14 protein-coding genes are annotated in these 15,232 nt (G+C 73.0%); 6 read left to right on the top strand and 8 right to left on the bottom strand.

The genetic code is table 11. The features are described 5' to 3' along the window. Positions 1 to 1,066: 1,066 nt before the first annotated feature. Positions 1,067 to 1,573 carry a DNA-binding protein gene (locus tag HNR12_RS23640; RefSeq protein ID WP_179769624.1) on the bottom strand — a complete coding sequence of 169 codons (507 nt, stop codon included), beginning with the start codon at positions 1,571 to 1,573 and terminating at the stop codon, positions 1,067 to 1,069. 166 nt (positions 1,574 to 1,739) lie between these two features. On the opposite strand from HNR12_RS23640, the gene HNR12_RS23635 reads away from it, so the two are divergent. From HNR12_RS23635 to HNR12_RS23620, 4 genes are all read left to right on the top strand, one after another. After that, positions 1,740 to 2,237 (top strand): adenylyltransferase/cytidyltransferase family protein, encoded by a 498-nt coding sequence (locus HNR12_RS23635; protein ID WP_179769623.1) that lies wholly within the window; start codon positions 1,740 to 1,742, stop codon positions 2,235 to 2,237. Positions 2,238 to 2,556: 319 nt separating this feature from the next. Beyond that, entirely contained in the window at positions 2,557 to 4,458 is a 1,902-nt protein-coding gene (locus HNR12_RS23630) for an ABC transporter ATP-binding protein (protein WP_179770861.1), read from the top strand. Between the two features lie 233 nt (positions 4,459 to 4,691). Next, positions 4,692 to 5,339: a TetR family transcriptional regulator gene (locus HNR12_RS23625; RefSeq protein ID WP_179769622.1), complete on the top strand. Its 648-nt coding sequence runs from the start codon at positions 4,692 to 4,694 to the stop codon at positions 5,337 to 5,339. A 70-nt stretch (positions 5,340 to 5,409) separates the two neighbouring features. After that, positions 5,410 to 7,050 (top strand): MDR family MFS transporter, encoded by a 1,641-nt coding sequence (locus tag HNR12_RS23620; RefSeq protein WP_179769621.1) that lies wholly within the window; start codon positions 5,410 to 5,412, stop codon positions 7,048 to 7,050. Between the two features lie 150 nt (positions 7,051 to 7,200). Here the strand turns inward: HNR12_RS23620 and HNR12_RS23615 are convergent, their stop codons facing one another. Continuing rightward, on the bottom strand, positions 7,201 to 7,767 hold the full coding sequence (locus tag HNR12_RS23615; protein ID WP_308118948.1) for a (2Fe-2S) ferredoxin domain-containing protein: 567 nt from the start codon (positions 7,765 to 7,767) through the stop codon (positions 7,201 to 7,203). Between the two features lie 159 nt (positions 7,768 to 7,926). Between HNR12_RS23615 and HNR12_RS23610 the strand changes: the two genes are divergently transcribed. After that, positions 7,927 to 8,745 carry an ABC transporter ATP-binding protein gene (locus HNR12_RS23610; protein WP_308118949.1) on the top strand — a complete coding sequence of 273 codons (819 nt, stop codon included), beginning with the start codon at positions 7,927 to 7,929 and terminating at the stop codon, positions 8,743 to 8,745. On the opposite strand, the gene HNR12_RS23605 is transcribed toward HNR12_RS23610, so the two are convergent. The 4 genes from HNR12_RS23605 to HNR12_RS23590 all read right to left on the bottom strand — a co-directional run bounded on the left by HNR12_RS23605 (position 8,746) and on the right by HNR12_RS23590 (position 12,608). Next, positions 8,746 to 9,579, bottom strand: a complete 834-nt coding sequence (locus HNR12_RS23605; protein WP_308251249.1) for a peptidoglycan DD-metalloendopeptidase family protein — start codon at positions 9,577 to 9,579, stop codon at positions 8,746 to 8,748. A gap of 93 nt (positions 9,580 to 9,672) precedes the next feature. Next, entirely contained in the window at positions 9,673 to 9,897 is a 225-nt protein-coding gene (locus HNR12_RS23600) for an antitoxin (protein ID WP_179769619.1), read from the bottom strand. Between the two features lie 119 nt (positions 9,898 to 10,016). Continuing rightward, the gene (mgtE, locus tag HNR12_RS23595; RefSeq protein WP_179770858.1) at positions 10,017 to 11,363 is read right to left on the bottom strand and encodes a magnesium transporter; all 1,347 of its coding nucleotides are present in this window, start codon (positions 11,361 to 11,363) and stop codon (positions 10,017 to 10,019) included. Between the two features lie 141 nt (positions 11,364 to 11,504). Then, complete coding sequence (locus HNR12_RS23590) at positions 11,505 to 12,608, bottom strand: PP2C family protein-serine/threonine phosphatase (protein WP_179769618.1); 1,104 nt, start codon at positions 12,606 to 12,608, stop codon at positions 11,505 to 11,507. A gap of 305 nt (positions 12,609 to 12,913) precedes the next feature. Here HNR12_RS23590 and HNR12_RS23585 point away from each other — a divergent pair, with 305 nt between their 5' ends. Next, positions 12,914 to 14,179: a GNAT family N-acetyltransferase gene (locus HNR12_RS23585; RefSeq protein WP_179769617.1), complete on the top strand. Its 1,266-nt coding sequence runs from the start codon at positions 12,914 to 12,916 to the stop codon at positions 14,177 to 14,179. 332 nt (positions 14,180 to 14,511) lie between these two features. Here HNR12_RS23585 and HNR12_RS23580 read toward each other — a convergent pair whose 3' ends face one another. Next, complete coding sequence (locus HNR12_RS23580; RefSeq protein WP_179769616.1) at positions 14,512 to 14,979, bottom strand: ribose-5-phosphate isomerase; 468 nt, start codon at positions 14,977 to 14,979, stop codon at positions 14,512 to 14,514. A gap of 91 nt (positions 14,980 to 15,070) precedes the next feature. Further along, on the bottom strand, positions 15,071 to 15,223 hold the full coding sequence (locus HNR12_RS23575) for a hypothetical protein (protein WP_179769615.1): 153 nt from the start codon (positions 15,221 to 15,223) through the stop codon (positions 15,071 to 15,073). Positions 15,224 to 15,232: the final 9 nt, after the last annotated feature.

The following is a 15,232-nucleotide window of genomic DNA, read 5'->3' as shown; positions in this document are numbered from 1 at the left end:
GGGTACAGCCCCGACATCCGGCACCGAACCAGCGTCGGGGCTGCACCCATCCCACAGCTAGACCGGCCTCCTTAAGGCCGGTCTAGCCATTTCTGATGGCGTCCACCAGGATTTTGATCAGTGTCTCGAGGAACCTCCAGAAAACTGGCGATTCCCAGAACTGACCCTGGCGCTTGCGACTCACCCCGGCCCCTCTCTGTGGTTACTACCCAGCCCCGGCAGATCGCCGGGACAGGGCAGCAGCCACCGCCAGGACCTAGACCTCACAGCGCCTGTACAAATCTAGCGCCTCCGCACCTCTACCGAATTTCTGAATCTGAAATTACCTGGTCAGAGATTCTGGGCCGCAAAACTTGCAACTTCGAAAGGGCCACGTCATCGAGCATGAAGGAGGAGAACACCGACACTTTGGATAGAACCACTGTGCCCTTAGTCACACATGGACGATTCCCGCCGCGTCGACCTCACCTTGTGGCCCTGGCGTCCTCGGTCCCGAGGCACTTGGTCGCGCGACCCTGACTGTCTGGGGTGCCGGCCCCGGCGCGACCAAGCACCTCGGACCGGGACCGTGGTTTCTCACCCCTCGGGTGGCCGTGTAGTGGCCGAGGAAGCCCTGTCAGGCTGAGGCCGACCCGGCCCTCACCACCCTCTCGCTGCATCGTCAGGACGTGCCACACTCGTGCCACACAGGACGGTGACCGAGGGGGAACCACAGGCAACAGCGTCCACCGTGGGTGCTTCCGGCGCAGGTGAGAGGAGCTTGGAAAAGCCCGCTACACCACGCGCGATCTTCCAAGCTGGCCGTGCGGGTTCGATTCCCGTCGCCCGCTCCACAGAGCGAAGGCCCGGGCGGCCGGTGCGGACCGGCCGCCCGGGCCTTTTTCGCGCGCGGAGCCGGAGCCCGCCGTGGCCGTCACACGCACCACGCTCTCTACCGCGATCCCGTCCCGGAATACGTGGTCCGTTCGTGATCGCCGCGGTGTCGGCGTGGCCGGGTGCGGCCGTCTTCCTTTTCCTCTTCTTCCCTCTCATCGGCTTCCGGTCCGCGCCGTGCGCGGGCGGGCCGCTATTCGGTCGGCGGGGTGCGGGTGCTGAGGCGTTCGTGGCGCTGGCGGGCGGCCTGGGGGGTGCCCAGGCCGAGGCCGAAGGCGATCTCCTGCCAGGTCATCTCGCGGCCGCGGGCCATGGTGAGCAGGCCGGACTCCAGGGCGTCGATGTCGGCGCGCATGCGGGGGGCCAGGGTCAGGGCCGCGCTGATGTCGGCGGTGTCGAGCGGGGGTTCGCCGGGTTCGGGCAGGGCGGAGCCGGCGGCGAGGTCGTGGACGCGGCGGACGGCGTCGACCGGTTCGAGGAAGGTGCCGTTCTCGTCCCAGCGCCGGCGGGCCTCGCCCGCGGCGTGGCGTTCGGTGATGCGGTGGAGAGCGGTGTACTCGCGGTGCCGCCGGGCGGTGTCGGGGTCGGGCGGGGTGAAGGGGTCGTCCGCACCCGGGCGGACGCCGGGGCGCTCGGCCGGCTCCTGCCGGGCGTGCCGCTCGGGGGTGCCGGGGGCGGTGGACCGCTGGTTGTCGGGCATGAGCCCAGTGTGCCCGGAAGAACGGGATGTTGCAAACGATTTGTTCAACACGACATGTGTTGAACACGGTGGCGTCCGCTGCGGAATAGTCGAGGCAGGCGGATATGTTGTCCGTGCGGCCGGATACGGCCGACCGAGCGACGCGGGCCGGTTGTGAAGGTGAGTGATGACGAGTCCTGATCCGCTGCACCTGCCCCCCCTGACGATGCGCTGGTACTCGCGGCCGGACTCCTCGGCCGCGCCCGTCGTGGTCACCGGGGCCTTTGACGTCCTCCACGTCGGCCATGTGCGCTTCCTCTCCGACGTGCGCGGCCGCCACTCCCCCCTGATCGTCGGCGTCGAGGACGACACCCGCGTGCGCGGCTGGAAGGGCCCCACCCGGCCGGTGAACCCCGCCGAGGAGCGCGCCGAGATGCTGGCGGCGCTGCGCTGCGTCGACGGCGTGTTCGTCATCTCCGGGCCGGCCGAGGTCGCCGACTGGGACTCCTACGCCGACCTGCTGCGCCCGCTGGGCATGGCCGCGCTGGCCTTCACCACCGGCGACCCCTACACCGAGGAGAAGCGGCGCGGCGCCGAGGCGCTGGGCGCCGACGCGTGGGTGCTGCCCCTCACCGAGGGGCGGTCCACGAGCGCGGCGCTGAACCGCCTGGCGCGCTCCCTCTGATCCGGCCCCGGAGCCGGTACCGGTCGGCTTCGGCCCTCTCCCCTGCGGACCGCGCGCTCCGGCGCGGCGCCGCCCTCCCGCCTCCCGCCGCCGGCGGGTCCGGGCGGATTGTCAGCGGGGCGTGGTTTGCTGGTTCCGCGTCGCCGTGACCGCTCCGTATGCGACCGCCGCGATTTCGCTCTGGGCGTGGAACCCGCGTGTCGGCGGGCCTCGGGGAAGCACGCACCGGGCGGTGGTGTTGAGGCATCCGAACGGGAGGGGTTATGGCAGTGCCTGAGCAGGCCCAGCACATTCACCGGAACGGGGTGGCGCGATGATGATGTCGGGCGGTCCGCCCATCTACAGGTCCCTCGTCAACGACGGCAGCGCCCGCCGGTCCAGTCTCACGCCGGGCACCGTGCGCCGCATCGTCGGTTACGCCCGGCCGCACTGGCGCGCGATCCTGCTGTTCCTGGTCACGACCTCGATCAGTTCGGGGATCGTGATCGCCAACCCGCTGCTGCTCAAGACCATCATCGACGAGGGCGTCGCGCAGCGCGACACCCGGCTCATCGCCGTGCTCGCGGCCGGGGTGGGCCTGCTCGCCGTGGTCGAGGCCGGGTTGGGGCTCACCAGCCGGTGGCTGTCCGCGCGCATCGGCGAGGGCGTCATCTACCTGCTGCGCACCCAGGTGTTCCGGCACGTCCAGCGCATGCCGCTCGCGTTCTTCACCCGCACCCAGACCGGCTCCCTCATCAGCCGGCTCAACACCGACGTCGTGGGCGCCCAGCGCGCCATCACCTCGGTGCTGCAGTCGGTGGTGTCCAACCTCATCAGCGTGGTCGCCGTGGTCACCACCATGGTGGTGCTCTCCTGGCAGATCACGCTGATCGCGCTGGCGCTGGTGCCGCTGTTCGTGCTGCCCGCCAAGTTCATCGGCCGCAAGGTCGCCAACATCTCCCGCGACGGCATGAACGTCAACGCCGACATGAGTTCGCTGATGACCGAGCGGTTCAACGTCGGCGGCGCGATGCTGGTGAAGCTCTACGGCCGCCCCGACGAGGAGGCCGACGGATTCGCCGACCGCGCGGCCCGGGTCCGCGACATCGGCGTCTCCCAGGCGGTGTTCGGCGGGCTGCTGTTCACCATGATCGGGCTCATCACCTCGCTGGCCACGGCCGTGGTCTACGGGGTGGGCGGCACCCTGGTCGTCGGCGGCGCCTTCGAGCTGGGCACGCTCGTGGCCATGACCACCCTGCTCACCCGCCTCTACGCGCCCATCACCGCGCTGTCCAACGTGCACGTGGAGGTCATGACCGCGCTGGTCAGCTTCGACCGGGTCTTCGAGGTCCTCGACCTCAAGCCCATGATCGACGACCGGCCCGACGCCCGCGACCTCCCCGACGGCCCCCTGGAGGTGCGGTTCGACAACGTGTCGTTCCGCTACCCCACCGCCGCCGAGGCGTCGCTGGAATCGCTGGAGCTGACCCCCCAGGCGGAGTCCGCCGACGACACCCAGGTGCTCAGCGACGTCTCGTTCACGGCGCGGCCCGGACAGCTCGTGGCGCTGGTCGGCCCCTCGGGCGCGGGCAAGACCACGCTGACCCACCTGGTGTCGCGCCTGTACGACCCGGTCGAGGGCGAGGTCCGGATCGGCGGTGTGGACCTGCGCGAGACCCGGGGGCAGTCGCTGCGCGACGCCGTGGGGGTCGTCACCCAGGACGCCCAGCTCTTCCACGACACCGTCGGGGCCAACCTCCGCTACGCGCGGCCTGACGCCACCGACGACGAACTCGTGGCGGCCATGCGCGCCGCCCAGCTCGGCTCCCTGCTGGAGAGCCTGCCCGACGGCCTCGACACCATGGTCGGCGACCGCGGCTACCGCCTGTCGGGCGGCGAGAAGCAGCGGCTGGCCATCGCCCGGCTGCTGCTGAAGGCGCCCCGCGTGGTGGTGCTGGACGAGGCGACGGCGCACCTGGACTCCGAGTCCGAGGCAGCGGTCCAGGAGGCGCTGCGCACCGCGCTGGCCGGGCGCACCTCGCTGGTCATCGCGCACCGGCTGGCCACCGTCCGCGAGGCCGACCAGATCCTGGTCCTGGAGGACGGCCGCATTCTGGAGCACGGCACCCACGACCAACTCCTGGCGGCCGGCGGGCTCTACACCGCGCTGTACCGCACCCAGTTCGCCTCCCAGGAGCGCGAGTCCGCCCGGCGCACGCCCGCGGCCGAGGTCGGCGCCTGACCCCGCGCGCCCGGCCGCCGGGCGCGCGGGACCACCCCGCAGCCGCGCCCGCGCGCCCGCGGCGGCGCCGGGCCGTCCGCGCTCCGCGTCGGGCACTCCGACGCACCGAACGGTTGCACGCCGTGAAGAGATTCATGTCACGCATTAATTCGTTTGGTGCATTTTTTCATGGAGTGCAATGATTTGAGCAACGCAGGACGCGACCGGTCGGAGGGGGTGGTGGAGTGGAGCCCATGGGACTGCGCGAGCGCAAGAAACTGGCCACCCGCCGCACCCTCCAGCACGAGGCGCTGCGGCTGGCCATCGAGCACGGCTCGGAGAACGTCACCGTGGACGACATCGCCGCCGCGGCGAACGTCTCCACAAGGACGTTCTTCAACTACTTCTCCTCCAAGGACGAGGCGATCATCGGCGACGGCCCGCCCCGCCCCACCGAGGAGGCCACCGCGGTCTTCGTGGCCAACGGCCCCACCGGCGACCTGCTGGACGACCTCAAGCACTTCATCCTCTCCCCCATGCTCGACCTGAGCGCGGAGGAGCTGGGCTACTCCTTCACCGACTTTCTGGCCCGCAAGCAGCTCATGCACCGGGAACCCCACCTGGTCACGCGCATGATGGCCACCTTCGCCGCCACCGAGCGGCAGGTCGTGGAGGGTGTGGCCGCCCGGCTGGACGAGGAGCCCGAGGCCATCCGGCCGCAGATCGTCGCGGCGCTGGGCATGACCGCGCTGCGGTTCGCCCTGCGCCACCTGCACAACCACGGGGACGGCGCCGAGGGCGCGGGGGCCGAGGGCGTGCGGGCCGCGGAGATCGCCGAACTCCGCGACCTGCTCGACGAGGCGTTCGACGCGCTCCGGCGCACATTCGACACGGCCCGCTGAGGCGGGCCGCCAGCACACGCGCCGCGCCCGCTCGGCCCGTGTACCGATCAGGGGAAGCGAGCAGTAATCCATGACCTCCACACGCGCGCAGTCGCCGTTACCCGAACCCGCACCCGCGGCCGCCGACCCCTCCGGCACGCTGCCGCGCCGCCGGGTCCTCTGGGTGTTCGTCGGCGTGATGCTGACGATGCTGCTGGGAGCCCTCGACCAGACCATCGTCTCCACTGCGCTGCCCACCATCGTGGGCGAACTCCACGGCCTGGAGCAGCTGTCCTGGGTGGTCACCGCCTACATGCTGGCGGCCACCGTGGGCATGCCGATCTACGGCAAGGCCGGCGACCTGTTCGGCCGCAAGATCGTCTTCCAGTTCGCCATCGTCACCTTCCTGCTGGGCTCGGTGCTCTCGGGCGCCGCGCAGGACATGACACAGCTCATCCTGTTCCGCGCGCTCCAGGGCATCGGCGGCGGCGGGCTGATGATCAGCGCGCAGGCCATCGTGGCCGACATCGTCCCGCCCCGCGAGCGCGGCCGCTACATGGGCCTCATCGGCGGCGTCTTCGGCCTGGCCTCGGTCGCCGGGCCGCTGCTGGGCGGGCTGTTCACCGACCACCTGTCGTGGCGGTGGATCTTCTACATCAACCTGCCGCTGGGCGCGCTCTCGCTCATCGTGGTCACCGCGGCGCTGAACCTGCCCCGCCCCGAGGGCCCCCGCCCCCGGCTGGACTACCTCGGCACGCTGCTGCTGGCCGCGGCCAGCGTCTGCCTGGTGCTGGTCACCAGCTGGGGCGGCACGGAGTACGACTGGACCAGCCCCGTCATCATCGGGCTGGCCGCCGCCGCCGTGATCGCCGCCGTGCTGTTCGTGGTGGCCGAGCGGTTCGCGGCCGAGCCGGTCATCCCGCTGAGCCTGTTCCGCGACCGCGACTTCGTGCTGACCTCCCTGGTGGGCATCACCGTGGGCATCGCGATGTTCTCGACGGTGTCCTACCTGCCGACCTTCCTGCAGATGGTCAACGGGGCCAGCGCCACCGAGTCGGGCCTGCGGATGATCCCGATGGTGGTGGGCATGCTCACCGCCACCATCACCACCGGCCGGCTGATCAGCAGCAGCGGCCGCTACAAGATCTGGCCGATCGCGGGCACCGCGGTGATCGTGCTGGGCCTGCTCCTGCTGTCGCGGATGGACGCCGACTCCAGCTACCTGTTCAACGCCACGGGCATGCTGGTGCTGGGCCTGGGCGTCGGCATGGTGATGCAGAACCTGATCCTCATCGTGCAGAACTCCGCGCCGCCGCGCCATCTGGGCACCGCCACCTCGGCCACGAACTACTTCCGCCAGATCGGCGCGTCCTTCGGTATCGCGGTCTTCGGTTCGATCTTCGTCAACCGCCTCAACGACCAGGTGGCCGACCTGCCGGCGGGCGCGGCGCAGAGCATGCAGTTCGAGGGCGGCGAGGCCGGTCTCAGCTCGCTGACCCCCGAGATGCTGGCCGCGCTCGATCCGCAGGTCCGCGACTTCCTGGTGCGGGCGTTCGCCGAGGCGCTGCCGCCGATCTTCGTCTACGCCGTGCCGATCGTGCTCGCGGGGTTCGTGCTGACCTTCTTCATCACCGAGCGCCCGCTGGCCACGCGGCTCGGCGAGAACGCGGCCGACGTCGAGGCCGACGCCGCGCAGGGCCGCCCCGCCGCGCCGGCGGGGGTGGGCGACTGAGCCACCCGTCCCCGCGGCCGGCGGCGGCCCGGCTTCGCCCGGCCGGACCGCCGCCGGCCGCGGGGACGGGTGTGCGGCGGCGCGGGGCACGCGGCCGCCGCACACCGCGTCCCTCGCGGCGCGCGGAGCGCCGGAGTACGGACCGCCGGGCTACCGGCGGTCCTTCTTCTTGCGCTTCTTGTCCTTTTTGTCTTTCCTGTCCTTCTTTGTGCCGCCGGGCGCGCCGGGCGCGGGGCGCTGCCCCGACCGCCGCCGCTCCTTCTCCGCCTTCGCGGCCTTCTTGGCCTTCTTGGCCTTGCGGTCCTTCTTCGCCGTCTTGTCCTTGGCCTTCTTCTTGGCCTTCTTCGGCTTCTTGGCGTCCTTGGACGTGAGGTGGCCGGCCAGCGCCTCGGGCAGCGGCGCGGCCCCCGGACCGCCCTCGGCGATCCAGTCCTGGAGGTCGTCGACCATCCGGTCCTCGGTGAACTCCCCCAGCCACACCGGGCGCCCGCCGCGCGCCCGCCCCTCGCTGGAGGGCTGCACCACCACGACGTTGGCCTGGAAGCAGACGCCCAGGCAGGTGCTGGTGCGCACCGGGACGTCACGGCCCAGGCCGTCGCGCAGGCCGCGCAACCGCGCCAGCTGCGCGGCGTGGTCCACGCCGGGCACCTTCTTGCGGGTGCCGCAGCAGCAGCCGCGGCACACCACCAGCCGGCACGGGCGTCCTGCGGGCTCCACGGGGATCGGGGCCTCCTCCTCGCTATGGCGGCGCGGCGGCGCCCTGCCCGGCCGCCGGTCCTGCCCTCCTCAACGGTATCCACCGGTCCCCAACGCTCCGACCTGCGGCTTCGCACCCGCGTCGCACGAGCCGCCGCAGCGCGGCGCTACCGTGGACGCGTGACCCTCGACTCTGCGGAGGCCGCCGCCTCCCCCCTGCTCAGCGCGGACCGCGTCGACCTCGTCCGGTCCGGCAAGACCCTTCTGGACCAGGTGAGCCTGGTGGTGCGCCCCGGAGAGCACTGGGCGCTGCTGGGACCCAACGGCGCGGGCAAGAGCACTCTGCTCAGCCTCCTGGGCGCCGTGCAGCACCCCACGCGCGGCACCGTGGAGATCCTGGGCCGCCGGCTGGGCCGCACCGACATCCGCGAACTCCGCCGCTTCATCGGCCACGTCAACCCGCGCCACGATCTGCGCTCGGCGCTGCGCGGCCGCGACATCGTGCTCACCGGCGCCACCGGCAGCATCGAGATCCCGCCGCGCTGGCGGCCCGCGCCCGAGGAGGAGGCGCGCGCCGACCACCTCATGGCCATGCTGGGTGTGACCGCGCTGCGCGAGGAGACCTGGCCCACCCTGTCCCAGGGCGAGCGCGGGCGGCTCCTCATCGCCCGCGCGCTGATGCCCGTCCCGCGCCTGCTGCTGCTCGACGAGCCGGCCACCGGCCTGGACGTCGCCGCCCGCGAGCAGCTGCTGACCAGCATCGACCAGCTGCGCGCCGAGCACCCCGACCTGGCCACGGTGCTGGTCACCCACCACCTGGAGGAGCTGCCCGCCTCCACCACCCACGCCATGCTGCTGCGCGGCGGCCAGGTGGTGGCGGCCGGCGAGGCCGGGGCCACGCTCACCACCAAGCTGGTGACCGCGTGCTTCGACCACCCGATCGAGATCGAGCGGCGCGGGGGCCGCTGGAGCGCCCGCACCGCCGCGCCGGGCGCCTGATCAGGCGGTGAACGGCCGCCAGGCGCGCGGCACGCCGTCGCGGTGGGGGCCGGTGAAGGAGCCCGGCGCGAACCGCAGCGGCAGGCCGGCCGCCACGAGCGGCCGGCGGTGGTCCATCAGCTGCAGGCGCAGCTGCGGCTCGGCGCAGCTGCCCGAGCTGCCGCAGTCGGCGACGTGCTGCCCGGCCGCCACCCGCTCCCCCGGCGCGACCGCGACCGAGCCCCGGCGCAGGTGGCCCAGCAGCAGGTAGCCGCCCCCGTCCGCCTCGATGACGACGTGGTTGCCCAGCAGCCCGGCGGGGCCCCGCAGCTCGCGCAGCGCGGTCTCGGCGACCATCGCCACCAGCCACGGCCACGACGTGCGGCTGCGGTGGTCGCGCGCCCGCTGGTGGACGGTGACCACGGTGCCGGCCAGGGGCGCGTGGACGGGTTCGCCGAAGGCGGGGAACTCCTCGGGCGGTCGGCTCAGCGGGCGCCAGGCGACGTCGGGGCGGGAGCCGTCGGCGGGCTCGGCGGCCAGGGCCAGGGCGTAGGTCTGGCCGTAGGCGTGGGCGCCCTGGCTGGGCACGGCGTCGGCCGGGCCGGTCAGCGCCATCCAGCGCCCCCGCACCGGCGGCAGGACCGTCCGGGGCTCGCACCGCACCCGGCCCAGCCGCAGGTAGACGAGTAGGCCGAGCGCGAACAGGGGGCCGCGCACCCACCAGGACAGCCCCGCGAACCCGCCGAAGGCCAGCGCCGCGGTGCCGGCCCACATCAGCGGCATGCGCACCCGCGCCAGCAGGATCGGGAGCGGGGACAGGCGGCGGGCGCGGTCGGGCGGCGCGGCAGGGGGCACGCCCCCATCATGGCGCACCAAGCACGGAAAAGGGCGGCCGCGGACCGTGCCCCCGGTCCGCGGCCGCCCCTCGGGTTCACGCCGTGCGCGGGGTCAGGAGCCCCCGCCCCCGCGCTCCTCGCCGGCGTTGCCGCGGGCGCGGTCCTGCTCGGCCTGGCGGCGCAGGTACTCGGTGGCGGAGCCGCCGGCCTTGTCGATCTGGTCGTCGTACTTGCCGCCGGTGCGGTCCTTGGCGAACTCCTCGGCCTTGTCGACGCCCTTGGCGACCTGGTCGCCGTGGTCCCCGGCCGCGTCCTTGAACTTGTCGAAGGCACCCATGCCTTCCACCTCCTGCTCGCAGCGACGACGTTCGTCGGTCGTCTGGGCATACCCGCCGCGACCACCGGCTACTCCGATGCGTAGCACCACGGTCGCGTAAAGCGACGCACGGAGCGGGGCTAGACGCCCAGGATGAGGCGGGCGATGGAGAAGTAGATCAGCAGGCCGGTGGCGTCGACCAGGGTGGAGACCAGGGGCGCGGAGACCACGGCGGGGTCCACCCCGACCCGGCGGGCGAGGATGGGCATGGTGCTGCCGATGACCGCCGCCCACGTGCAGATGGCGATCACCGCCACCGCCACCACGGCCGCGATGCGCAGGCCCACCAGCGCCGTGCCCACCACCAGCGCCACACCGGCCAGCATGAGGCCCAGCAGCACGCCGACCCGCGACTCCTTCCACGCCACCATGGGCAGGTCGCGCAGCCGCACCTCGCCCACGGCCAGGGCGCGCACGATCGCGGTGGCCGACTGGGAGCCGACGTTGCCGCCGGTGCCGGTGAGCATCGGGACGAACAGGGCCAGCGCCGTGACCTGCTCCAGGGTGGCCTCGAAGACCTGCATCACGTTGACGGTGAGGGTGGCGGCGACGATGAGCAGCAGCAGCCACACCGACCGGGCGCGCGCCAGGCGCACCACGCCCGCGGCGACGTAGTGGCCCGAGACCGGGCTCGCACCGGACTGGCGGGCGATGTCCTCGGTGTCGGCGGCCTCGATCAGCTCCAGGGCGTCGTCGAAGGTGAGCAGGCCGACGAACCGCTCCTCGGAGTCCACCACCGGCAGCGCCACCAGGTTGGCCTGCTGCATCAGCCGCGCGGCGTCCTCGGCGGGCTCGGTGGCGCGCACCCGGGGCACCAGGACGTCCACGATGTCCTTGATCAGCTCGAAGTCGTCGCTGACCACCAGGTCGCTGAGCTGGACCGTGCCGGCCAGGCGGCGGCCGTCGTCCACCACCGGCAGGGTGTAGACGGTCTCGGCGTCGGCGCCCTTGGCCCGCACCACCTCCAGCGCCCGGCCCACGGTGAGGTCGCGGTGCAGGATGACGGTCTCGGGGGTCATGTACCGGCCCACCGAGCCCTCGGGGTAGCCCAGCAGCGCCGCCGTCATCTTGCGCTCGGCCGGGCTGAGCCCGGCCAGCGCCCGGGTGGCGATCTTGGCCGGGGCCTCCCCGATCAGCCGCGCGCGGTTGTCGGGGTCCATCTCCTCCAGCAGCGCGCGGAACGCGGAGTCGCGCAGGCCCAGCAGGATCTGGTGCTGGTGGTGGGGGTCGAGCTCCTCGAAGACCTCCAGCTCGCGGTCCTTGTCCAGCAGCCGGAAGGGCACCAGCGCGAGGTGGACGTCCATCCGCGACAGCTCGTCGGCGATCTCGTAGGGCTGGTGCTCGGCCAGCCACAGCCGGATCCCGGTGAGGTCGTTGCGTTCGACCAGCGAGGTGAGTTCGATCTCGCGCTCGTCGTCGTCGGCCATGCTGAGCACCCCCTTGTCGATCGCGTGTGGGGCGCGGGGGCCTCTGGACACGGCAACGAGGCACCTCTCGTCTGCCCGGGGAACATGACGACCCTACCGGCACCCGTGGCGGGCCCGGCACGCCGCGCCGCGCCGCCGGGCTCAGTCGCGCCAGATCACAACGAGGGCGGTGTCGTCGTTCTTGCCCTTGCTGAGGGAGTCGACGATCGCCACGGCGCCCTGCTCGAACCCCTTGGCCGAGGCGCCCTCGGCCTCCTGCAGCAGGTGGTCGACCCCGGAGTCGAGGTCCTCGCCGGGGGTCTCGATGAGGCCGTCGGTGTAGAGCATGATGGCGTCGCCGCGCCGCAGCCGGCCTTTGACCGGCGTGTAGGCGGTGTCGGGCAGCACGCCCAGCACCATGCCGCGGGCGTCGGTGGGGGTCCACTTGCCGGTGGCGGACTCGTACTGCACGGCGGGCGGGTGGCCGGCCGAGGCGAGGATGTAGTCGCCGGTCTCCAGGTCCAGGCTGAGGTGGACGGCGGTGACGAACCCCTCGCCCAGGGAGGTGCGGATCAGGTGGTCGTTGCACCGGGAGAGGAACTCCCCGCTGGGCACGGCGGCGATCAGCCCGCGGAAGGCGCCCGAGAGCAGGAGCGCGCGGGTTCCGGCGTCCATGCCCTTGCCCGAGACGTCGACCACCGCCACCTCCAGGCGGTCGTCCTGGCGCATCGAGACGACGAAGTCGCCGCCGAAGGAGGACCCGCCGGCCTGGCGCAGCACCGAGGTGCCGCTCCAGCCGGGCGGCAGGTCGGGGAGTTCGCCCTGGGAGCGCAGGCGGTCGCGCAGCTCCAGCAGCATGCGCTCGCCGCTGAGGCCCTGCACGCCCAGGCGCTCGCGCACGCCCGAGAGCAGGTAGGCCACCACGGCGGTGACGCCGATGGTGACGAGCAGACCGGGCCCGACCTGGCCGAAGTCCAGCCTGAAGGCGGTGAACAGCAGGACGGCGGCGTCGACGGCCAGCAGGAACGCCAGGCTCTTGCGCTTGAGCAGCAGCCCGCCGGCGACCACGGTGACGATGACGGAGCTGGGCGGGAACCACCCGGGCGGGCCCCACACCGCGCCCACGCCGATGCCCACGGCCAGCAGGACCAGCGTGATCAGCACCAGGCGGTAGCGGAACAGCACCTTGCGCCGCAGCAGCGCGGCCGCGCGCTGCCACAGCGAGCGCGCGCGGCGCAGGAGTCGGGCGGTCGGCGTGGCGTTCATCGTGCCCGCACTGTAGCGCGCGCGGCAGGGGCGGGCACGCGGCCCGCCGGGCGCCTCTCCGCGCACCCCGTGTATCGGCTGAGCCGATATCTTGCCTGCATACGCACCGAAAATCGCGTCGAACTCCGCATGATCCAGTATGTGCCGAGAATCGCGTGCTCGTCAGTCCAGACGGGCGCCCGGGGCGGAATCCCGGCAAATTCACAGACGCGGGCCGTCGTCAACCCGGTCTTCGGACAGGGCGCAATCCGTACCGGGCGAAAAACCGTTCGCGTCGCCGCGCGCGGGGGTGGTAGGCACGGACCATGTCCATTCCCGCAGATGGTGCCGCTGAGGCGGACCCGGGGCAGGCCGCGCGGTGGAGCCCGCGGGTGCCCGAAGAATCCGAGTTCCCCGCCATCGTCCGCGTCGTCGGCGAGGCCCTGCTCGGCGGCAAGAACGACGCCGAGTTCTACCGCGGTCTCACCGACCTCGACCGCACGCTGACCGTCTTCGACGGCCCCCAGCCGGTGGGCAGCACCACCTCCCACGGCTTCACCATGACCCTGCCCGGCGGCCCGCGCCCGGTCGCCGCCGTCTCGGCGGTGGGCGTGTGGCCCACCCACCGGCGGCGCGGCATCCTCAGCGCGCTGATGCGCCGCCAGTTGGCCGACATCCGCGCACGCGGCGAGGACGTCGCCGCCCTCTTCGCCAGCGAGGGCGGGATCTACGGACGCTTCGGCTACGGACCGGCGGCCGCCGCCGTCTCCTTCACCCTGCCCACGCGCGACGCCGCGCTGCGCCCCGACGCCCCGCGCGACCCCGCGCTGCGCCTGCGGCTGCTCGACGCCGCCGACGCCCGCAAGGAGATCGCCGTGGTGCACCAGGCGGCGGCGCCGCAGCGCGTCGGCGAGTTCCAGCGCGGTGACGCGTGGTGGACCCGCGTGCTGCGCAACCCGCCGGGCAACCCGTTCAGCGACCTCCGGTGCGCCGTGGCCGAGGACGACGCCGGCCCGCTGGGCTACGTGCTCTACCGCACCCGCCAGACGTGGGACGACCACGGCGTCGCCGACTGCGCGCTGCGGGTCGAGGAGCTGTACGCCACCGCGCCGGCCGCCCACACCCTGCTGTGGGAGCACGTGCTCACCCGCGACCTGGTCACCACGGTCACCTGCGACATGGCCGCGCCCGACGACCCGCTGTTCCACCTGCTGGCCGACCCCTACCGGGCGCGGCGCCGGCACGTGGACAATTTGTGGATCCGGCTGGTCGACCTGCCCTCGGCGCTGGAGCGGCGCTCCTACGCGGCGCCGGTGGACGTGGTGCTGGAGGTCGCCGACCGCCACTGCCCGTGGAACGCGGGCCGCTGGCGGCTGACGGCCGACACCGCGGCCGCCCGCTGCCGGCCCACCGACCAGGAGCCCGACATCCGACTGGACACGGCGCACCTGGGCGCGGCCTACCTGGGCGGCACCCGCCTCGGCGGCTACCTGGCGGCCGGGTTGCTGACCGAGGTCGCGCCGGGCGCGGTCCAGCGGCTGGACACCGCGCTGCACCGCGCCGATCTGCCCTACTGCGGCAACGTCTTCTAGGCCGCGCACCCCGGGATCCGGAGCGGCGCGCGTGCGGGGCGGGCACGCCCGCTCCGCACCGCGCCGGGCGTTCGCGGGGTTCTCAGCTCAGCCGATCCGTATTACCGTCACGGCAGAGCGTCAACGGCCGGCGGCGGCCGCGGCGGGGCCGGAGCGCACCGCCGCGCACCCGCCGCGCCGCGCGCTCACCGGACCCGGCGGATCCGCGCACCGGCAGCGCCGCGGATCCGCCGGGCCGGGCCGCACCCCCGCGATGGCGGCGGGGGCGGGCCGCACCTGCGCGCGGTGGCGGTGGGGCGGGCCGGGGCGGCCCCGGCTCCGATCCGGCCCCGCTAGGGCAGCGGCGGCAGTTCGCCCGACTCCTCGTAGCGCGACAGCATGCCGATGCGCCGGCTGTGCCGGTCCTCGCCGCTGTAGGGGGTGGCCAGGAAGACCGCGACGAACGACGTGGCCTCCTCGGCCGTGTGCATCCGGGCGCCCAGGCTGAGCACGTTGGCGTCGTTGTGCTCGCGCGCCAGCCGGGCGGTCTCCTCGCTCCAGGCCAGCGCCGCGCGCACGCCCTTCACCTTGTTGGCGGCGATCTGCTCGCCGTTGCCCGAGCCGCCCAGCACCACCCCCAGCGACCCGGGGTCGCCGGCGACGCCCTCGGCGGCGCGCAGCACGAAGGGCGGGTAGTCGTCGGCGGGGTCGAGCGCGGCGGGGCCGGCGTCGACGACCTCGTGGCCCTGCTCCTTGAGCCAGGTCACCAGATGTTCTTTGAGATCGAATCCGGCATGATCGGATCCAAGGTAAACACGCACGTCGTTCAGTTTCCCATGGCACGCGCCCGCCCCCGGCGCGCAGCACCGGGGGCGGGCGTAACGGATTGGCGGGGCCGCTGCGGCGCGGGCGCTAGATCAGGGGGACGCCGGTGGCGATCGAGGCGATGGCCATCCCCATGGCGGCGAACAGGGCCAGCGACAGCACCGCGACGACGTTCACCAGGACGATGGCCTTGATGTCCTTGCTCAGCGGGCCGGCCTTGGACTCCGTCGGCTTGCTCAACTCACACCT

This window comes from Streptomonospora nanhaiensis (assembly GCF_013410565.1).
GTDB classification, from domain to species: Bacteria; Actinomycetota; Actinomycetes; order Streptosporangiales; family Streptosporangiaceae; genus Streptomonospora; species Streptomonospora nanhaiensis.
Note: the sequence above shows the minus strand (reverse complement) of the source record. Positions and strands in the feature narration are given on the sequence as shown.